At 64.9% G+C, this 19,878-nt stretch carries 18 protein-coding genes, 1 pseudogene and 1 other annotated feature; of the genes and pseudogenes, 12 read left to right on the top strand and 7 right to left on the bottom strand.

All coding sequences use genetic code 11. The features are described 5' to 3' along the window. Positions 1-310: 310 nt before the first annotated feature. A complete protein-coding gene (locus IQ24_RS02595; RefSeq protein ID WP_145396167.1) occupies positions 311-1,255 on the top strand; it encodes a ring-cleaving dioxygenase in 945 nt (314 codons plus the stop codon). Positions 1,256-1,328: 73 nt separating this feature from the next. Here IQ24_RS02595 and IQ24_RS02590 read toward each other — a convergent pair whose 3' ends face one another. The 4 genes from IQ24_RS02590 to IQ24_RS02575 form a co-directional block, all read right to left on the bottom strand. Continuing rightward, entirely contained in the window at positions 1,329-2,858 is a 1,530-nt protein-coding gene (locus IQ24_RS02590; RefSeq protein ID WP_145396166.1) for a VOC family protein, read from the bottom strand. A gap of 9 nt (positions 2,859-2,867) precedes the next feature. Next, positions 2,868-3,485 (bottom strand): glutathione S-transferase family protein, encoded by a 618-nt coding sequence (locus tag IQ24_RS02585; protein WP_145396165.1) that lies wholly within the window; start codon positions 3,483-3,485, stop codon positions 2,868-2,870. 177 nt (positions 3,486-3,662) lie between these two features. Next, positions 3,663-4,469, bottom strand: coding sequence for a tryptophan synthase subunit alpha (trpA, locus tag IQ24_RS02580; RefSeq protein ID WP_145396164.1), 807 nt, complete (start codon positions 4,467-4,469; stop codon positions 3,663-3,665). A 90-nt stretch (positions 4,470-4,559) separates the two neighbouring features. Continuing rightward, a complete protein-coding gene (locus tag IQ24_RS02575) occupies positions 4,560-4,970 on the bottom strand; it encodes a VOC family protein (protein WP_145396163.1) in 411 nt (136 codons plus the stop codon). 115 nt (positions 4,971-5,085) lie between these two features. On the opposite strand from IQ24_RS02575, the gene ychF reads away from it, so the two are divergent. The 6 genes from ychF (at position 5,086) to IQ24_RS02545 (ending at position 11,782) form a co-directional block, all read left to right on the top strand. Then, on the top strand, positions 5,086-6,183 hold the full coding sequence (gene ychF / locus IQ24_RS02570) for a redox-regulated ATPase YchF (RefSeq protein ID WP_145396162.1): 1,098 nt from the start codon (positions 5,086-5,088) through the stop codon (positions 6,181-6,183). Positions 6,184-6,346: 163 nt separating this feature from the next. Beyond that, entirely contained in the window at positions 6,347-7,696 is a 1,350-nt protein-coding gene (locus tag IQ24_RS02565) for an esterase-like activity of phytase family protein (RefSeq protein WP_145396161.1), read from the top strand. Between the two features lie 160 nt (positions 7,697-7,856). After that, positions 7,857-9,359 (top strand): alkaline phosphatase, encoded by a 1,503-nt coding sequence (locus IQ24_RS02560; RefSeq protein ID WP_145396160.1) that lies wholly within the window; start codon positions 7,857-7,859, stop codon positions 9,357-9,359. A 67-nt stretch (positions 9,360-9,426) separates the two neighbouring features. Further along, positions 9,427-9,849: a hypothetical protein gene (locus IQ24_RS02555; RefSeq protein WP_199756465.1), complete on the top strand. Its 423-nt coding sequence runs from the start codon at positions 9,427-9,429 to the stop codon at positions 9,847-9,849. Beyond that, on the top strand, positions 9,849-10,523 hold the full coding sequence (locus IQ24_RS02550; RefSeq protein ID WP_145396158.1) for an ABC transporter ATP-binding protein: 675 nt from the start codon (positions 9,849-9,851) through the stop codon (positions 10,521-10,523). The genes IQ24_RS02555 and IQ24_RS02550 overlap by 1 nt, the downstream gene beginning before the upstream one ends. Further along, complete coding sequence (locus tag IQ24_RS02545) at positions 10,520-11,782, top strand: ABC transporter permease (protein WP_145396157.1); 1,263 nt, start codon at positions 10,520-10,522, stop codon at positions 11,780-11,782. Before IQ24_RS02550 ends, IQ24_RS02545 begins: the two co-directional genes overlap by 4 nt. Before the next feature lie 18 nt (positions 11,783-11,800). Here IQ24_RS02545 and IQ24_RS02540 read toward each other — a convergent pair whose 3' ends face one another. Then, on the bottom strand, positions 11,801-12,850 hold the full coding sequence (locus IQ24_RS02540) for a dipeptidase (protein WP_145396156.1): 1,050 nt from the start codon (positions 12,848-12,850) through the stop codon (positions 11,801-11,803). Positions 12,851-12,964: 114 nt separating this feature from the next. Between IQ24_RS02540 and IQ24_RS02535 the strand changes: the two genes are divergently transcribed. The 3 genes from IQ24_RS02535 to IQ24_RS02525 all read left to right on the top strand — a co-directional run bounded on the left by IQ24_RS02535 (position 12,965) and on the right by IQ24_RS02525 (position 14,395). Continuing rightward, positions 12,965-13,288, top strand: coding sequence for an antibiotic biosynthesis monooxygenase family protein (locus IQ24_RS02535; RefSeq protein WP_145396155.1), 324 nt, complete (start codon positions 12,965-12,967; stop codon positions 13,286-13,288). A 77-nt stretch (positions 13,289-13,365) separates the two neighbouring features. Then, entirely contained in the window at positions 13,366-13,998 is a 633-nt protein-coding gene (gene parA, locus IQ24_RS02530; protein ID WP_145396154.1) for a ParA family partition ATPase, read from the top strand. 103 nt (positions 13,999-14,101) lie between these two features. Further along, positions 14,102-14,395 (top strand): I78 family peptidase inhibitor, encoded by a 294-nt coding sequence (locus IQ24_RS02525; protein ID WP_145396153.1) that lies wholly within the window; start codon positions 14,102-14,104, stop codon positions 14,393-14,395. A gap of 57 nt (positions 14,396-14,452) precedes the next feature. On the opposite strand, the gene uvrB is transcribed toward IQ24_RS02525, so the two are convergent. After that, a complete protein-coding gene (uvrB, locus tag IQ24_RS02520; protein ID WP_145396152.1) occupies positions 14,453-16,639 on the bottom strand; it encodes an excinuclease ABC subunit UvrB in 2,187 nt (728 codons plus the stop codon). Positions 16,640-16,870: 231 nt separating this feature from the next. Here uvrB and IQ24_RS02515 point away from each other — a divergent pair, with 231 nt between their 5' ends. Next, the gene (locus IQ24_RS02515) at positions 16,871-17,182 is read left to right on the top strand and encodes an ETC complex I subunit (protein ID WP_145396151.1); all 312 of its coding nucleotides are present in this window, start codon (positions 16,871-16,873) and stop codon (positions 17,180-17,182) included. A 160-nt stretch (positions 17,183-17,342) separates the two neighbouring features. After that, the gene (locus IQ24_RS02510; protein ID WP_145396665.1) at positions 17,343-18,272 is read left to right on the top strand and encodes an MYG1 family protein; all 930 of its coding nucleotides are present in this window, start codon (positions 17,343-17,345) and stop codon (positions 18,270-18,272) included. Positions 18,273-18,484: 212 nt separating this feature from the next. On the opposite strand, the pseudogene IQ24_RS02505 reads toward IQ24_RS02510, so the two are convergent. Continuing rightward, a pseudogene (locus IQ24_RS02505) lies at positions 18,485-19,825 on the bottom strand (IS3 family transposase). Then, positions 19,390-19,506 (bottom strand) — a sequence feature (AL1L pseudoknot). (Overlaps the previous pseudogene by 117 nt.) Positions 19,826-19,878: the final 53 nt, after the last annotated feature.

The following is a 19,878-nucleotide window of genomic DNA, read 5'->3' as shown; positions in this document are numbered from 1 at the left end:
GCGTGCCTCCGGTTCAGAACCAGAATTAGGGGCAGGGGCGAAGGCACTGCAAGCGGGCGGCGGTTGCGGGCAAGTGTTTGCAGGGGAATGGATTTCCGCCTTGGCCAAGGGCTGCGGGGCACTGTTCCAGAGCCGTGGGACCTGCGGGAAAATCTGCCTGCGGGGCGCGGGGTGAAAGCGTTTTCATTCTTATTTTCCCGAATGAAGCCCCCGCGCCGTTCCGAAAACGCGAACACGCCGTTCGAGGGTCCGCCAGTGGCTTGGCACGCCGTTCGGGCGCATATTCAGGACAACAGAAAGGAGGCTCAACATGGAGCTGACCGGAATTCACCACCTGACGGCCATCACCGCCGACGCGCCTGCCAACAAGCGGTTCTATACCGACACGCTGGGCCTGCGGATGGTCAAGAAGACCGTCAACCAGGACGACACCTCGGCATATCACCTGTTCTATGCGGATGGGCTGGCCAGTCCCGGCACCGACCTGACCTTCTTCGACTGGCCGACCCCGCGTGAGCGTCGGGGGACGCATTCGATCAGCCGCACCGGCCTGCGGGTTGCGGGCGACAGCCTGGACTTCTGGGCGGGACGGCTTCGCGACGGCGGGCTGTCTGCGGGCCAGATCGCGACGCTGGATGGCCGCGCGACGCTGGATTTCGAAGACCCCGAGGGTCAGCGCTTCCGCCTGACCGAGGACAATACGCAGGGCGAGGTCCACCCGTGGGAGCGTAGCCCCGTCCCCGCGCAGCATCAGATCCGCGGGCTGGGGCCGATCACCATCTCGGTCCCGGATCTTGCGCCGACCGAGCTGGTGCTGGTGCATGTGATGAACATGCGCAAGGCGCGCGAATATGCCAGCCCCGATGGCGAAGGCACCGTGCATGTCTTTGAGATGGGCGAGGGCGGGCCTGCGTCCGAACTGCATGTCGCCGTGCAGCCGGGCCTGAGGGTGGCGCAGCAGGGCGCGGGTGGCGTTCACCACGTCGCCTTCCGCACGCCGGACATCCCGCAGATCCACCAATGGGCCAAGCGGCTCAATGAGCTGCGGATCCCCTCGTCGGGCGAGGTCGAGCGCTACTATTTCCGCTCGCTCTACTTCCGCGAGCCGGGTGGCAACCTGTTCGAGATCGCCACGGACGGCCCCGGTTTCGCCGTCGATGAACCGCTGGAAACGCTGGGCGAACGGCTGTCGCTGCCGCCCTTCCTGGAAAACCGGCGCACGCAGATCGAGGCCGGGCTGAAGCCGCTGGGCTGAGCGAGGCACTGTAACAATGAAAAAGGCCGCCGGAGCGATCCGGCGGCCTTTCTTTCGTGAATTCAACGGGCAATCAGTCGGCCAAGGCCGCAAGCCAGTCCCGCGCGATCTCGGCATCCTCGGGGGCAAGCTCATGCCCGGCGGCGATCACCCGGGCGTCGAGCGCTGCCCCGTCGCCTTCAAGCGCGGCCTGAAGCTCGGGGGATTTGCGGCCGAACATGTCGGTCTTGCCGCTGACCAGCAGGACGTGCGTGCCTTGCAGATCGGCGGCCGGCGCATCCTCCAGAACCTGCGTTCCGCGCAACAGCATGGCCTTGCGGATCGCGCCCGGATGAAGCTGCATCAGGGCGCCCAGCAGGTTCGCGCCGTTCGAATAACCAAGGAAGCTGGTGCGCGCCGGATCAAGCCCGTAAGCGCGCGTGGCCTCGGTGACGAAGGCCGCGAAGGCCTCGGCCTCGGCGCGGATGTCCTGCTGGTCGAAGGTCACCGCGTCATAGCGGCGGAACCAGCGCAGGATCCCCTCTTCGGTCGCGCGACCCCGGACCCCCAGAAGTTGGGCGTTCGGGTTGATGCGATGGGCCAGCGGCATCAGATCCGCCTCATTCCCGCCGGTGCCGTGCAGCAGAACGATGGTGCTGCCGTCGGGCGCGTCGGGCTGATAGAAGCGGTGGGTGAAATGCAGATCGCGCATCGGCATCCGCTCTTCCCCCGGCATGGCGAATTGCGGCATCAAAACGCGCAGATCCTCGGCACGCTTGAGGTCCGAGGGCGGGATGAAGAGCTTTTCGCCCAGCGTTTCGGCAGGCTCATCGACGGTGAAGCCGGGGCCGTCGGTCGCATATTCCAGCAGGATGTCGGAGGGGTCGCGCACATAAAGCGACATGAAGTATTGCCGGTCGTGGACATTGGTCACGCCCGCCGCATCGCGCAGGTTCAATCGCATCCGGCGCACGCTGTCGACATCCTCGGCGCGCAGGGCCACATGGTCCAGCACGCCCGTTCCCTGAATGCCCGGGAAGAAGCCACGGGAATCGCGCACGTCCAGCACATCGGTATCCGAGGCGAGGCGCTGCACATTGCCCACCGTCCGGTCGGCGCGATAGCCGAAGCGCTGCAGGAACTCGGCCGTTTCCTGCGGCTTTTCGGTCAGCAGGGTCAGGCCGCGCAACCGGCGCGGTGCGATGGGATCGGGCAGGGGGGCTGCGGCGGGCATGTCGACGCCCACCAGCTTGACGATGATGCCGTCGGGGTCCTTCAGCCGCAGGACGGTTTCGTCCATCTCGCGCAGCGGTCCCTCGACCGGGATGCGCGCGGCCATGGCGCGAACCAGCCAGTCGCCGATGCTGTCGGGCGGCACGGCGAAGGCGATCTCGGAGACCTGACCAAGCCCCGTCCGGCCCTGCGCGCCATCCTCCCAGACAAGGAAGGTGACGATCGAGCCGGGCGAGCCAAGGGCGTCGCCATAGAACAGATGCAGCTGTTCCGCATCCTCATAGCCGCCCGTGCGCTTGACCAGCCTGAGGCCCAGAAAACCGACGTAGAAGTCAACATTCGCCTGAACATGGCGGGTGATCGCGGTGACGTGGTGGATGCCGGTGGTCATGATAGGGCCTTACTTCAGCCCTTCTGCGGCCATGACGCGCTTGACGCCCTCATCGGCCAGCATGCGGTTGAACCATGCCTGAACATTGGCATAGGGCGCGATGCCCTTGTCCAGCATGGCACTGGCCCAGCGGATCATCGGGAAGGCATAGGCGTCGATCACCGAACGCTCACCCAGAATATAGGATTTGCCAGCAAGTTCCTGATCCAGATATGAAAGGCGCTTTTCGACCAGCAGCTTACCCGCTGCGCGGGTGGCCTTGATCGCGGCGTCATCCTCGCTGGTGGTGTAGCGCTGCGGCATGAAGATCGGGAAGAACGAGGGGTGCAGGTCGCCCGTCAAGAAGCTGGACCAGCGGTCAACCTCGGCCTGGCCGCGCGGCGAGGGATCGCCACCCAGACCGGCCTCGGGGTGCTTGCGCGCGAGGTAATGGACGATGGCGCCCGCCTGGGTCAGGGTCCAGCCGTCATCATCGACCAGCACCGGAACGGCGCCCTGCGGGTTCACCGACAGAAGCTCGGGCGTGCCGAATTCGACCGATTTCGCCTCATAGGGGGCACCGATCCATTCAAGAACGATATGCGGGCCCAGCGAACAGGCACCGGTGTGAAAATAAAGCGTGGTCATCGGCAAACTCCTTACGAACGGTTGACGGCTAACATGACATAGCGGCGGACCAAAGCCCGCTGCGAGAAACCCCGCGTTTGCTTTCATCGAACGAGCGGCCGAGGGAATTGTTCCTCGGCACAGCCGGGCGTCCTCGCGGGCAGACGGGCGTCGCGTCTGCCCGGCCTTTGGCGACGATCAGGCCTTGCCAGCGGAATGTGCGCCTGCGGCAAGCCCCGCGACGAATTCCAGCACCTCGGCGACGGAACGGCCATCGCCGATCTGCTTGACGATGGCGCTGCCCACCACGCAACCATCGGCGACCGAGGCAACCTCGCGCGCGCTTTCGGGGGTCGATATGCCGAAGCCCACCACCACCGGCAGGTTGGCAGCGGCGCGGATGCGGGCGACCTCGGGGGCGACCTCGGCGGCGTTTGCGGCCTGACCGCCGGTCGTGCCGGTGACCGAGACGTAATAGACAAAGCCCGAGGTGTTGCGCGCCACGGCGGGCAGGCGCTTGTCATCGGTCGTGGGGGTCGCCAGGCGAATGAAGTTGATGCCCTTGGCCTGCGCGGGCAGGCACAGTTCCGCATCCTCTTCCGGCGGCAGGTCGACGACGATCAGCCCGTCGACACCGGCCTCGGCGGCCTCGTCAAGGAAGCGCGCGACGCCGCCCACACGGGCATAGATCGGGTTGTAATAGCCCATCAGCACGATGGGCGTCGTGTCGTCATTGGCGCGGAAGGCGCGGACCATTTCGAACACGCGGCTGACGCTGCCGCCTGCGGCAAGGGCGCGCTGGCCTGCGGCCTGAATGGTCGGGCCATCGGCCATGGGATCGGTGAAGGGCATGCCCAGCTCGATGATGTCGACGCCAGCGGCGGGCAGGCCGCGCATGATCTCAAGCGAGGTCTCATGGTCGGGGTCGCCGCCCATCATATAGGTGACGAACGCCTTGCGTCCCTGTTCATTCAGCCGTGCAAAGCACTTGTCGATTCTGCTCATGGTCGCCCTTCCTCGGTTCAGCAAGGGTTAGCGCGTGCCGAGGGGGAAGATCAACGGCTGACCTGCCGAAGGGCCGGGACGCAAGACCGATCAGGCGGTGATGACCATCCAGCTGGTGCCGAAACGGTCCTTGCACATGCCAAATCCGGCGGAAAAGAAGGTCGCACCGAAGGGCATGCGGACCGTCCCGCCCGAGGCCAGACGCTCGAACGTGGCCTCGGCGGTCTCGGCCGGCAGGGTCAGCGCGATCGAGACGCCGGACTGCGGCTCTCCTCCGAACTGGGGCGGCATGTCGGCACCCATCAGCGAGGCACCATTCGGCAGCCGCAGATCGGCATGCATGATCCAGTCCTGCATCTCGGCGGGCAGGGGCGGCATGTCCCCGCCCGGCGGGACCGAGGCAAAGGTCTGCATCTGCGGGGTCGCGCCAAAGATCTCGCCATAGAAGCGCATCGCCTCGGCGCATTGGCCTGCGAAGGACAGGTAAGGGGTGAATTGCATCGTGCTCTCCTTTGTGGCGCGTTTCGGGCGCGCGACAGGCAAACAACCGGCAGCGCGCTGGACTTGCACCCGCGCCGCGCCTAGATAACGGCAACGCTAAAGAAAAGGTTGCACCATGGGCTTTCGTATGGGGATCGTCGGCCTGCCGAATGTCGGCAAATCGACGCTGTTCAACGCGCTGACGAAGACCGCCGCCGCGCAGGCCGCGAACTTTCCCTTCTGTACGATCGAGCCCAATGTGGGCGAGGTTGCCGTGCCGGACGCCCGTCTGGACCGGCTGGCCACGATTGCGGGCTCCAAGCAGATCATCCCGACGCGGATCACCTTCGTCGATATCGCCGGTCTGGTGAAGGGCGCCTCCAAGGGTGAGGGTCTGGGCAACCAGTTTCTGGCCAACATCCGCGAGGTCGACGCCATCGCCCATGTGCTGCGCTGCTTTGAAGACGGTGATGTGACCCATGTCGAGGGGCGCGTGGACCCGGTCGCTGATGCCGAGACCATCGAGACCGAGCTGATGATCGCCGATCTGGAATCGATCGAGCGGCGGCTTGCGAACCTTGTGCGCAAGGTGAAGGGCGGCGACAAAGAGGCGCTGGCGCAGGAAAAGCTGCTGAAGACCGCGCAGGCCGTGCTGGCATCGGGCAAGCCCGCCCGCACCGTCGAGGTTGCCGAAGAGGACGAGAAGTCGTGGCGGATGCTGCAGCTTCTGACCTCGAAGCCCGTGCTTTATGTCTGCAACGTCGAAGAGGACAAGGCCGCCACCGGCAACAGCCAGTCCGACCGCGTGGCGGAAATGGCGAAGGCGCAGGGCGCGGGGCATGTGGTGATCTCGGCCCGGATCGAGGAAGAGATCAGCCAGCTTCCCGATGAGGAAGCGACCATGTTCCTTGAGGAGATGGGACTGCATGAGGCCGGTCTGGACCGGCTGATCCGCGCGGCCTATGCGCTGCTGGGCCTGCAGACCTATTTCACCGTCGGCCCCAAGGAAGCCCGCGCCTGGACGATCACCAGCGGCACGCTGGCCCCACAGGCGGCAGGCGTCATCCATGGCGATTTCGAACGCGGCTTCATCCGCGCCGAAACCATTGCCTATGACGACTATGTCTCGGGCAATGGCGAGGCGGGTGCGCGTGAGGCGGGCAAGTTCCGCGTCGAAGGCAAGACCTATGAGGTCAAGGACGGGGATGTCCTGCATTTCCTCTTCAACGCCTGATCGCCGGGCACAGCAGATTTCGGGGAAGGGGTGGCGTGGCCGCCCCTTTTTCGTTGATGGCGCAAGGGCTTGCCCCATCTTCATCGGAATGTAATCCGACTGCCGCATCACTGTGACCTCCCGGGTCTAGCTCCGCCTCATTCACTGACTGACGGAGCGACCGATGCGCCTTTTCACCCTGATGACCTCGTCCCTTGCGCTGCTGGCAGCGCCCGCGCTGGCCGAGGACGTCTTCCCCGCCAAGCTGGCTGGCCATGCCTTCCTTCCCGCCGCAAGCTTTGTCGATGCGCCCGCTGACGCCCCGAAGGATGCCGCGGTGTCGGGCAAGTTCACCGGCAAGACGCGCAACGAGACCCCCGAAAGCGTCGAGGGCGATGTCGGCGCGACCTATGGCGGGCACAAGACCGGTCTTTCGCTGCCGTTCCATGGCCAGCCGGTTCAAGGAATGTCTGGCTTTGCGATGAACCGGGCCGAGGATGGCAGCTGGTATGTGCTGACCGACAACGGCTTCGGCTCGAAGATCAACAGCCCCGATGCGCTGCTGACCTTCCACCGCATGCAGCCGGATTTTCAGACGGGCGAGGTCACCCGCGCCGAGACGATCTTCCTGCGCGACCCCGACCACAAGCTGCCCTTCCGCATCGCCTATGAGGGCACGGACAGCCGCTATCTGACCGGCGCCGATTTCGACCCCGAAAGCCTGCAGTTCCTGAATGGCGAGGTCTGGATCGGCGATGAGTTCGGCCCCTACATCATTCGCGCCACGGCGGACGGCAAGGTGATCTCGGTCCACCAGACCATGCTGGAGGGTGAGGCGCTGCAAGGCCCCGATACGCCCGGCGTCACCGTTCCGGCCCAGCCCGGCGTCGATTTCCGCGTCCAGCGCTCGGGCGGATATGAGGGCATGGCGCTGCAGCCGGGCTCGAACCTGCTCTGGGCGATGCTGGAAAAGCCGCTGCTGGCCGCGACTGGCGAGCCTGAGGGCGATTTCCTGCGGGTGATGACCTTCGACACCGGCAAGGCCGACTGGACCGGCGACAGCTATCGCTTCAAGCTGGCCGAGGGCGCGAAGGCGATCGGCGATTTCAACTTCATCGACGAAACCCGGGCTCTGGTGATCGAGCGTGACAATGGCGAAGGCGATGCCGCCAAGGCCTGCGCCGATGGCGCGACGGATCTTTCGGCCTGCTATCCGATGCCCGCGCGCGTCAAGAACATCGTTCTGGTCGACACCGCCAGCATCGACGCCGAGGGCTATATCCGCCGCATCGGCCATATCAACCTGCTGGACATCGCCGATCCTGACGGCAAGGCGCTGGAGGGTATGAAGCCCGAGGCCGGGAATTTCACCTTCCCCTTCTTCACCATCGAGGATGTGGCCCGCGTGGATGACACCCACATCATGGTCGCCAATGACAACAACCTGCCGTTCTCGGGCGGGCGAGAGATCGGCAAGGCGGCGAATAACGAATTCCTGCTGCTGGATGTGTCGGAACTGCTGGCGGCGAAATAGGCCGCTGCAACCGGTGGCGCCTTCAGGGGCGCCCCTTTTTCCCCGCTCTGCCCGCAATGACACCGGATTTTTACAGAAGTGAAAGCCGACTGTCATGCGGACTGGTTAACGCAACCCTGTCAGCCCCGCGCTGGCGAGAGATTTTCAATCCGAGGACCCGATGACAAGTTCATTCCGTTTGCTGGCGCTGGGTGCGTCGGTTCTGGCCCTGACGACCGCCGCCTCTGCACAGGACAATGTCCTGCAGCATGACGATTCCTATTACACCGCCGCGCAGGCCGAGCTGGCGAAGAAGATCGCCAGCCAGCAAAACGTCGGCCGCGCCAAGAATGTCGTGCTGTTCGTCGTCGACGGCCTCTCGGTCCCGACGATCACCGCCTCGCGCATCTATGAGGGCCAGAGCCGTGGCGTTGACGGGGAATCAAACGTGCTCTCGTTCGAGGAACTGCTGCCCTATACCGCGCTCTCGAAGACCTACACCCACGATTCCCAGGTGGCGGACTCGGCCCCGACCGCGACGGCCATCGTCTCGGGCGTGAAGTCGGTCAACGGCACCATTGGCGTGACGCAGGCCATTCAGGCCGATGTCTGCGCCAGCCAGAAGGGCGCGGAAGTCACCACGCTGTTTGAGCTGGCCGAAGAGGCCGGGCTTTCGACCGGCATCATCTCGACCGCGCGGATCACCCATGCGACGCCCGCCGCGACCTATGCCAAGGTGGCCGGTCGCGACTGGGAAGCCGACAAGGACCTGCCCGAAGAGGCCGTGCAGAACGGCTGCAAGGACATTGCCGCGCAGCTGGTCGACTGGCCCGCAGGCAACGGGTTCGAGGTCGTCATGGGCGGCGGTCGCGGCAACTTCATGCTGGAAAGCCAGGCCGACCCTGAGGATGAGACCGCCAAGGGTGCCCGCAAGGATGGCCGTGATCTGGTCGCCGAATGGCAGCAGAAGCACAATGACGGCGTCTATGTCTGGAACAAGGAAGGCTTCGACGCCATCGACCCTGCGGCGACTGACCGCATCTTCGGCCTCTTCAACCGCAGCCATATGCAATATGACGCCGACCGCGAGAAAGACGCAGGCGGCGAGCCCTCGCTGGCCGAGATGGCGGTGAAGGCGGTCGATGTGCTGTCGAAGAACGACGACGGCTTCGTGCTGATGGTCGAAGGCGGTCGCGTCGATCACGCCCATCACGCAGGCAACGCCGCCCGCGCGCTGATCGACACCGTGGCCGTCGCCGATGCGGTGAAGGCCGTCTATGACAAGGTAGACCCGAACGAGACCCTGATCATCCTGACCGCCGACCACAGCCACGTCTTCTCGATCGCGGGCTATCCCAAGCGCAACAACCCGATCCTGGGGATCGCGGGCATGGGCGACGACCAGAAGCCCTACACCACGCTGGGCTACCAGAACGGCCCCGGCGCCAAGCTGGACGAGCCGCGCGCCGATCTGACCAATGTCGACACTACCGATGTCGACTTCCTGCAGCAGGCGCTGGTGCCGCTGGGCGAAAGCGAAACCCATGCGGGCGATGATGTGGTCATCTTCGCGCAGGGCCCCTGGGCGCATCTGTTCCACGGCGTGGTCGAGCAGAACCTTGTCTATCACGTGATGGAGCACGCGACCGATATGGCGAACCGCGCCGCTTTGGCCGCGAAGTGATCCGACACTGACCGATGCGGGTCGCCAGAGGTCTCTGGCGGCCCGTTCCCATCCGAAAGGTCTGAAGATGAACCGCCGCTCGCTGATCGCTGCCGCTGTGCTTTTGCCCTTCGCGCGCCCGGCCCTTGCCGCGCCCGAGGTGCTGAAGTTCCGCGACCTCTATTCACGCGGCCGCACACTGACGCCTCGGGCCGAGGGGCTGGCCGGGCGAGAGGTCACCATGGTCGGCTATATGGCCCCGCCGCTGAAGCCCGAGATCGACTTCTTCGTGCTGACCAAGCTGCCGATGTCGACCTGCCCCTTCTGCGAGACCGAGGCGCAATGGCCCGATGACATCGTGCTGGCGCTGACCGATCATCCGGTGCGCCCGGTGCGCTATACCGACCTCATCCGCGCGACCGGCACCTTCGAGACCGGGTTCGAGACCGACCCCGACACCGGCTTTGTCAGCTTCGTCCGCCTGCGCGACACGCGCTATGAGAAGCTTTGATGTCGGGGCAGGGCGCCCGGCTGGAATTGCGCGATCTGTATTATGGATTTGCGCAGGATGAGCCGCTGGTCACGCTGGACAGTCTGGATCTGACGCCGGGGCAGGTGGTGGTGCTGACCGGGCCCTCGGGCTCGGGCAAGACGACGCTGCTTTATCTGCTCTCGGGGTTGCTGGTGCCGGTGGGCGGCAGGGTCAGCTGGGATGGCACCGACCTTGCTATCTTGCGCGAAGGCGCGCGCGACCAGTGGCGGCGGCAGAACGCGGGCTTCGTCTTTCAGGATTTCCACCTGATCCCGCAACTTTCGCCCTTGGAGAATGTGCTGATCCCGGCGGGCTTCTCGGCCTTTTCGACCCGAGCCTTGCGGACACGCGCCCAGATGCTGCTGACGCGCTTTGGCGTGCCTGCGCGCCGCCGCGCGGCGCTGCTGTCGCGGGGCGAGCAGCAGCGGGTCGCGCTGGCCCGCGCGTTGCTGGGCGATCCGCGCGTCATCTTCGCCGATGAGCCGACCGCCAGCCTTGATGCCGCATCGGGGCAGGTGGTGGCGCAGGCGCTGCGCGATCTGGCGCATCGCGAGGGTCGGACGGTCATCATCGCGAGCCACGACCCGACCGTCATCGAGATCGCCGATCTGGGTCTGCGCCTGTCGCGCGGCAGAAGGGTGGAACCGGCATGAACCCCTTGCCCATGGTGCGCGCCATGCTGCGGCGCAATCCCTTCACTGCCGCGCTGTTCGTGGCGGTCGTGGCCCTTGCCGTGGCGCTCGGCATCGCGATCAGCGCGCAGGAGCGCGCCTTGCGTCAGGGCTCGGCCCGCGCGGCGGATCGCTTCGACCTGCTGGTCGCGGCGCCGGGCAGCCAGACGGATCTGCTGTTCTCGGCGGTCTATCTGCGGCCCACGGCGGTCGAGCTGCTGCCGGGGCCGGTCGCGCATCGCGTGCTGACCGATCCGGATGCCGAATTCGCCGCCCCCATCGCCTTTGGCGACAGCTGGCGTGACTCGCCGGTGGTCGGCACCACGGCCGATTTCGTCACCCACCTCAGCGCCGGGCTGGCCGAGGGGGGCGCTTTCACCGGCATGGATCAGGCCGTGGTCGGCGCTTTGGTCGATGTGCCCCTTGGCGAGGTTCTGACCATCCGGCATGGCCACGCCGATGACGTCGCGGGCGGCCTCGACGCCGACAGTTTCGATGCACATGATGCGCATGAGGACCACGATCACGAACACGACGATCCGAATGCCCATGGCGATGTGACCGTGGTGGGGCGGATGAAACCCACCGGCACGCCCTGGGATCGCGCGGTCGTCGTGCCCGTTGAATACATCTGGTTCGCGCATGGCATGGGCACCGGCCATGCCTCCGAGGAGGCGCGCGTCGGCCCGCCATGGGACGCGGCCCTCATGCCCGGCCTTCCGGCCATCGTCGTCAAACCCGAGAGCGTGGCGGCAGCCTATGGCTTGCGCGCGCGCTATCGTAGCGCCGAGTCCACGGCCTTCTTTCCCGCCGAAACGCTGGTCGAGCTTTACGCGCTGATGGGCAATGCCGCGCGGGTGATGGCGGCGCTGACGCTAGCCGCGCAAGTGCTGGTGGTCGCGGCGATCCTTGCGGGCATCCTCGCGGTGCTGGATCTGCAGCGCAAAAGCTTTGCCGTGCTGCGCGCTTTGGGTGCGCCTGCCGCCTACGTCTTCCTGACGGTCTGGCTTTACGTGGCGGTGATGCTGCTGGGGGGTGCGGCTTTGGGTCTGCCGCTGGGCTGGGCCGGGTCGGCCCTCGCCTCGGGGCTGATCGCCCAGCAGACCGGCGTTGCCATGCACGCGACCCTTGGCTGGTCCGAGATCGCCATGGCGGCCATTCTTCTGGCCTGCGGCTTCGTTCTGGCGCTGGTTCCTGCGATCAGGGTCTATCGGCAATCGGTGGTGGACGGGCTGCAATAGCCCGTCCGGCCCGGGGTGTCAGGCGCCCCAGGTGCGTTCCAGCAGATTGACCCAGTTGCGGAAGGCGATCTTCTCGGTCAGTTCCTGCCCATAGCCATGATCCAGCATCGCCTGCACCAGGCGCGGCTCATCTAGCACGGTCTGCAGATCGTCCGGCATCTCGGCTCCGTCGAAGTCCGAGCCAAGCGCCACGCCATCCTCGCCGAGGAAGCTCAGCAGGTGGTCGAGGTGACGCAGGATCACCTCATACCCCGGCAGGCTGTCGCGGCGGCCTTCGGGATGCAGGAAGCCGATGGCATAGTTCAGCCCCACCAGACCCCGGCTTTCGGAGATCACCGACAGCTGCCGGTCGGTCAGGTTGCGCGTGCTGGCCGAGATGGCATGGACGCCCGAATGGCTGGCAACCAGCGGCGCATCCGAAAGCCGGGCGATGTCGTCAAAGCCCTTTTCGTTCAGATGCGACAGGTCCAGCATGATGCGCAGCTGGTTGCATTCGCGCACCAGCGACTTGCCCGCCTCGGTCAGGCCGTCGCCGGTATCGGGCGTGGCGGGGAAGGCGAAGGGCACGCCATGGCCATAGCGCGTTGGGCGCGACCAGACCGGCCCCAGCGAGCGCAGCCCCATCGCGTGCCAGACATGCAGCGCATCCAGATCGGCAATCGGCTCGGCGCCCTCAATATGCATGATCGCGGCGATCTGGCCGTCGGCCATGGCCTGCCGGATCTCGGCGGCGCTGTGGCAGACCTTCAGCGTGCCCGTCCGCTCCATCGCCAGAAGCTGCCCGGCCTGGGCGAAGGCATGGGGCAGGGCCGCGTCAATCGCGACCTCGGCGGGCAGGGGCAGGGCGAAGGGCGGGTTCTGCTTCATGATCTGCGCCATGGCATCCTCGGGCCCGGCGGGCGAGGGCGTCCAGATGGCAAAGAACCCGCCCGCGAACCCGGCCTGACGCGCGCGCGGCAGATCCAGATGCCCCGTTCCGTCGCCCTGAAGCCAAAGCGCGTCACGCTTGTCACCTGCCGCGACCATGCGCTGCAGAAAATCGTTATGGCCGTCGAAAACCGGGATCATGCTGAGGCTCCTGTTACAGAATCGCCGCGACCATGCGCCTATTGCGAAAGGGCTGCAACCAAGGACGAAATTCGCGTAAGCTGGCCGCATGACAGCCAGGGAGGGTAACCAGCCATGACCAGCATCGACAGCGGATTTTCCGGACAGACCGTCATCTGCACCTTCGACGTGACGCCCGGCACGGCCCATGATGTGCTTGACGCCTTGACCGACGCCTATCAGCAGGTCATCCGCCGCCGCGACGGTTTCATCTCGGCTGCGATCCACCTGAACGACGCCCAGACCCGCATCGCTACCTATTCCCAGTGGCGCGAGCGGGGCGACTATCAAGCGATGCTGCGCAGCCCCGAGATGCGCGACCGAAACCGCGCCATCCACGCGATGTGCCGCAGCTTCGAGCCGGTCATGTACGAAGTTGCGGGCGTTTATCAGGACTGATGCTGCATCTGCGAAAAAGCCGTGCATTGGCGCCCGCATCGCCCTAGTCTGGCCCAAATCGGGGTGATGGGGGCAAGATGGCGGGACGGATCATTACGGTTGCCCAGCAAAAGGGCGGATCGGGCAAGACGACGCTGGCGGTGAACCTTGCGGTGTCGCTGCGCGGGCGGGGCTATAGCGTGGCGCTGCTGGACACCGATCCGCAGGGCAGCATGGGGCGCTGGTTCCTGGAGCGGCTGGACCGCGTGGGCGAGGATGAGGCGCTGGAGTTCTCGACCTCATCGGCCTGGGGGGCCAGCTACGAATCCGACAAGCTGAAGAAGCGCTTCGATTTCGTCATCATCGACACGCCGCCCAAGATCGACAGCGACCTGCGCCCGGCGCTGCGGGTGGCCAATCTGGTGCTGGTGCCGGTGGCGACCAGCCATGTCGATCTTTGGGCGACCGAGGGCGTGCTGGATCTGGCCCGACGCGAGAAATGCGACACGCTGATCGTGCTGAACCGGACCCGGCCCAACACACGGCTGGCGCTGGAAGTGGCCGAAAAGGCGGGCGAGCTGGGGGCCGATGTCGCGAAGTCGCAGATCGCGAACCGCGTCGCCTATGCCGAGACGCTGGGGCAGGGCCTTGGCGCCGCCGAACCGGGGCGCAACAGCGTGGCGCGGGCCGAGTTCGACGCCCTGACCGATGAGGTGCTGGGCGCGATTTAGCCGGATCGTTACCCCTGACGAGCAAGACCGCAAAAACTTCGGAAACAAAATGCCTTGCGGCGCGTTGCTGTGACAGTTGAGGATTGTCAGAGAGGATCCGACCATGAAACTAGCCATGACTGCCGCCATCCTTGCCGCGCCTCTTTTGCTGGCGGCCTGTGAAAATGATGGCATTCCCGTTGTTGTCGACACCGAGGTGACGCCGGTCGCCGACGCTTGCGGCTCGGCGAATTACACCTCGCTGATCGGGCAGAAATCGCCGCAGATCAGCGTTCCGGCCGGTACGGTCCATCGCAGCTATCGCACCGGCGATCCGGTCACGATGGACCTGAACCCGATGCGGGTGAACTTTGAATATGACCGTTCGGGCAAGCTGATTGCGGTCAGCTGCGGCTGATCGAACGCGACAACAGGCAATCGGGGCGGGATCATTCCCGCCCTTTTTCGTTTCGGCCTATTTTTTCCGGCGAGAGCGCGTGTTGCCGCCCCGCTGACCCGCGCGGCCCGCGCTTGAGCGGCCCGAGCTGCGCACGGCTGCCTCGGCCGCTTCCTCGATTGCCGATTGCCGGGCCAGCGGGTCGTCGGCGACGGCCAGTTCGACGGCCTCGAGCCGCTTGACCTCATCGCGCAGGCGCGCGGCCTCTTCGAATTCCAGGTTCTCGGCCGCCTTGCGCATCTGCGTGCGCAGCGCGTCCAGATGCGCGGCCAGGTTCGCGCCCACCATCGCCTTGTCGACCTTGGTGGTGATCCGCGACTGATCCGTATCGCCCTGCCAAAGGCCCGCCAGCACGTCATCGACGTTCTTGCGCACGGTCTGAGGGGTGATGCCATGCTCTTCGTTATAGGCGACCTGCTTCTGTCGCCGACGCTCGGTCTCGGCCATGGCGCGTTCCATGCTGCCGGTGATCTTGTCGGCATACATGATGACGCGGCCATCGGCGTTGCGGGCCGCGCGCCCGATGGTCTGGATCAGCGAGGTCTCGGACCGCAGGAAGCCTTCCTTGTCAGCATCCAGAATGGCGACCAGGCCACATTCAGGAATATCAAGACCTTCGCGCAACAAGTTGATGCCTATCAGCACGTCGAACGCCCCCAGACGCAGGTCGCGCAGAATCTCGATCCGCTCCAGCGTGTCGATGTCGCTGTGCATATAGCGCACGCGGATACCCTGTTCGTGCAGGTATTCGGTCAGATCCTCGGCCATCCGCTTGGTCAGCGTGGTGACCAGCGTGCGATAGCCCGCGGCGCTGACCTTGCGCACCTCGTCCAGTAGGTCGTCGACCTGCATTTCAACCGGGCGGATCTCGATCTCGGGGTCGATCAGGCCGGTGGGGCGGATCACCTGCTCGGTGAAGACGCCGCCGGTCTGGTCCATTTCCCATTGCGCGGGAGTGGCGCTGACAAAGACCGATTGCGGGCGCATCGCGTCCCATTCCTCGAACTTCAGGGGGCGGTTGTCCATGCAGGACGGCAGGCGGAAGCCATGCTCGGCCAGAGTGAACTTGCGCCGGAAGTCGCCGCGATACATGCCGCCGATCTGCGGCACTGAGACATGGGATTCATCCGCAAAAACAATGGCGTTATCCGGGATAAACTCGAAAAGTGTGGGCGGAGGCTCACCCGGTGCGCGCCCCGTCAGATAGCGCGAGTAGTTTTCGATGCCGTTGCAAACTCCAGTCGCTTCAAGCATTTCCAGATCGAAATTCGTGCGCTGCTCCAGCCGCTGGGCTTCCAGAAGCTTGCCCTCATCGGTCAGCTGCTTGAGGCGCCCCAGAAGTTCGGCCCGGATGCCCTTTGTGGCCTGCTGCAGGGTCGGGCGCGGCGTGACGTAGTGGCTGTTGGCGTAGATGCGGATCTGCTTGAAATCATCCGTCTTCTGCCCGGTCAGCGGGTCGAATTCCGTAATCGTTTCAAGCTCATTCCCGAAGAAGCTGAAGCGCCAGGCGCGATCCTCAAGGTGGGCGGGCCAGACTTCGACCAGATCGCCCCGGACGCGGAACCCGCCGCGCTGGAAGGCGGCGTCGAGGCGCCGGTACTGCTGCGCCACAAGCTCGGCGAGAAACTCGCGCTGGTCGTACATCTGCCCCACGATCATGTCCTGGGTCATGGCCGAATAGGTCTCGACCGAGCCGATGCCGTAGATGCAGCTGACCGAGGCCACGATGATCACATCATCACGCTCCAGCAACGCCCGCGTGGCCGAGTGGCGCATGCGGTCGATGGCCTCGTTGATCTGCGATTCCTTCTCGATATAGGTGTCGCTGCGGGCGACATAGGCCTCGGGCTGGTAGTAGTCGTAATAGCTGACGAAATATTCCACCGCATTATCGGGGAAGAAGCCTTTGAATTCCCCGTATAATTGCGCGGCGAGGGTTTTGTTCGGCGCAAGGATGATGGCGGGCCGCTGGGTCTGCTCGATCACCTTGGCCATCGTATAGGTCTTACCGGTGCCGGTCGCGCCCAGCAGAACCTGATCCCGTTCCCCCTCGTTGACGCCCTGCGACAGTTCGGCAATCGCCGTGGGCTGGTCGCCTGCGGGCTGGAACTCGGACTGCATGACGAAGCGTCGCCCGCCCTCAAGCTTGGGGCGGGTGACTTCGTCAAAACGGGTGATCGGCGCGTTGGTGTTGTTGTGACCCATCGTTTCACCTTTGTTCTCGGACCCAATCTGGGCTTTTCTGGCGGTGATGCAAGGGTTCACTGGCGGGCGATCGGCTTTTCATCGCGCGAGGGGGCAGTTGCTGTTCTGTGCTGTGTGGTCTCGCGGCACGGATGCCAAGCCCTTCGGCCCGTCCACCATCTCCCCGATCCGGGCTTGATTCGCTGCCCCGCTTGGGGGATAAGTCGGCCAAGCAAGCTAGAGGTTTTCGCCATGCGCGTCCGCATCTTCCAACCTGCCCGCAATGCGATGCAGTCGGGCATCAGCCGCACCCGCGAGTGGGTGCTGGTCTATCCCGCCGCAGACGCGCGCGAGATTGACCCGCTGATGGGCTGGACCAGCAGCGACGACACGCAAAGCCAGGTGCGCCTGCGGTTCGAGACCCGCAAGCAGGCCGAGGATTACGCGCGCGAAAAGGGTCTGGACTATGAGGTGACCGAGCCTCAGCCCCGCGCCGCGAATGTGCGTCCCCGCGGCTACGGCGAAAACTTCGCCACCGACCGCCGCGCGCCCTGGACGCATTGAGCTTGTAAATCGGGCGAAAGTTAGTCCCTGATCGGGGTGGTTTTGTCCGAGTCCGGGGCATGGTTTTCGCAACTGTTTGAATTTGCTGGGATCGCGATGCGGTTCCGGCATTTTACTTTTCCGGGCCGTGCTGCGGCTTCATCATCAAGGATCTGTCGCCATGTTTCCCGCATATCTGGTCACGCACTCCGGTGGCTTCCATGCAGATGAGGTGTTCTCGAGCGTCATCCTGACCCGGCTGTTCCCGGATGCGAAGCTGATCCGCAGCCGCGCGCCAGAATGGATCACGCCGGGCGCGGATCGCATCATCTACGATGTCGGCGGCGCCTATGATGCCGAGGCCGGGGTCTTCGACCATCATCAACGCGGCGCGCCCCTGCGTGAGGACGGACAGCCGTACAGTTCCTTCGGCCTGATCTGGCGTCATTTCGGCCGCGATTATCTGGCGGCCTCGGGCGTTCCGGCGGATCATATCGACAGTGTCCACACCTCGTTCGATGCGAGCTTTGTGCTGTCGATCGATCTGGTCGACAACGGCGCCCTCAGCTCCGGCAGTGCCGGGCCGCTGCTGTCGGGCATGATCCTGCCCAGCCTGATCGAGACCCTGAAGCCCGTCTTCGACAACGCCGATCCCGAGGCAGAGGAAATCGCCTTCCACACCGCCGTCAGCATCGCCCGCGCCTTCGTCGAAGCCCGTGTCGCCCGCAGTGCGGCAAAGCTGCGCGCGGAGGGTATCGTCATGGAGGCCATCGAGAAGGCCGGTGACAGCCGCATCCTGGAGCTGCCCATGGGCATGCCCTTCCGACCGACGGTGGTGAAAGCAGGCACCGACCATCTCTGGTTCGTCATCACCCCGCGCGGCAAGGACTGGACCATCGGGGGTATTCGCAAATCCGAGGACGGATTCGAACAGCGCGCCGATTTGCCGGCCTCATGGGCAGGGCTGTCCGGGGAGGCGCTGGAAGAAGCGTCAGGCGTCCTGGGTGCTCTCTTCTGCCACAACGGTCGTTTTATTGCGGCGGCTGCGAGCCGTGAAGCTGCAGTCGCGATGGCAAAGATCGCGGTGAGCGAAGCTGAGAAGACTGTGTGACGCGCAGAGAACCCAAATGGCATGCCCATTGGGTGAATTGGCGTGGAAAGTAAAAAGGGCGGGGAACCGACTGACGGCAGCGCGGCGTGGCACCTGCAGCAAACCCGGGAAAGCGGTCATTCGAGCGCGATGCAACGATCCCTCTGCTTTACGACCCATGTAGGGCGGAAAACTGAACCGTGCCGGGTTTGCCGGAGGGTGATTAGGGTTAGTTACGCGGCCATGGCTTCAGTTTCCAGTGCAGCGTAGAAGTTGGCCTCTGCCTCGGCGGGCGGGATGTTTCCTACCGGCTCCAGCAGGCGGCGGTTGTTGAACCAGTCCACCCATTCGAGTGTGGCATATTCCACCGCCTCGAAACTGCGCCAAGGCCCGAGACGATGGATGACCTCGGCCTTGAATAGCCCGTTGATCGTCTCGGCCAGCGCATTGTCGTAGCTGTCGCCGACACTGCCGACCGATGGCTCTATTTCCGCTTCGACCAGCCGCTCGCTGTAGCGAATGCTCAAATATTGCGATCCGCGGTCCGAGTGGTGAACCAGCCCCATACCCTTGGCGGGCCGCCGGTCATGCACGGCCTGCTCGAGGGCATCGAGAACGAAGCCTGCATGCGCCGAGGCGCTGACGCGCCAGCCGACGATCTTGCGGGCATAGGCGTCGATGACAAAGGCCACATAAGCAAAGCCCTTCCAGGTAGCGACGTAAGTGAAGTCGTCGTCCATCGGGCTCGGACCGATGGCGCCACGCTGGACGACCCCAGAGCATGTTCGGCGCAGGCACGCGGAACTGGCGGTTCACCTTGTCCAGCGGACGTGCTGCCGATCTGTCCGGGATCGTTGTCCGGTGCGGCTTACCCCGGATAATGCCTTGGATCCCCAGCCCCTTCATCAACCTCCCGACCGAGCAACGCGCGACATCGAAGCCTTCGCGGCGGTGAGGGCCTACCCGCCATGGGGCCGAGGGCATGGCCCGAACGCCGCCAGACCTTGCGCACGCCATAGACCCGATAGTTCTCTTCAAAAACCCGCAGGATCTCGGGGCGTAGCGCATCATCACGGCGGGCCCAATCAGACTGCCGCGCCGGATCGGCCCGCTTCGCCAAGTGGCTGTAGTAGGTGGAAGGGGCGATCGGCAGCACGCTACAGATCGGCTCGACCCCATGCATTCCCCGGTGCGCGTCGATGAACGACACCATCACTTCGACCGGCGGTCGAGCTCCGCCAGCGCAAAATATGCGCTCGCCTTGCGCAGGATCTCCCTCGCCATGGTCTCTCGGACCAGTGGCGTTCCCATGGCTCGACTTGGCGCAGTTCCCGGTTCTCACATTCCAGGGCCTTCATGCGATCCGACATCTCACTCGAAACTCCCGGCCGCTTGCCGCTATCGACCTCGGCCTTCTTGACCCAATCGTTCAGGGTCTGGGGCGCATCGCCAATCTTCGCCGCGATCGACATGGCTGCCTGCCAGCGCGATCCATGCTGACCCTCATTGTCGAGGACCAAGCGCACCGCACGTTCGCGCACTTCGGGGGAAAGCTTGTTCGTTGTCTTGCTCATGATGCTCCATCCTACTCAGGAGTTGAAGCCTCCGGTAAACCCGGCGCGGTTCA

It is taken from the genome of Paracoccus sulfuroxidans (assembly GCF_007830335.1).
Classification (GTDB): Bacteria; Pseudomonadota; Alphaproteobacteria; order Rhodobacterales; family Rhodobacteraceae; genus Paracoccus; species Paracoccus sulfuroxidans.
Note: the sequence above shows the minus strand (reverse complement) of the source record. Positions and strands in the feature narration are given on the sequence as shown.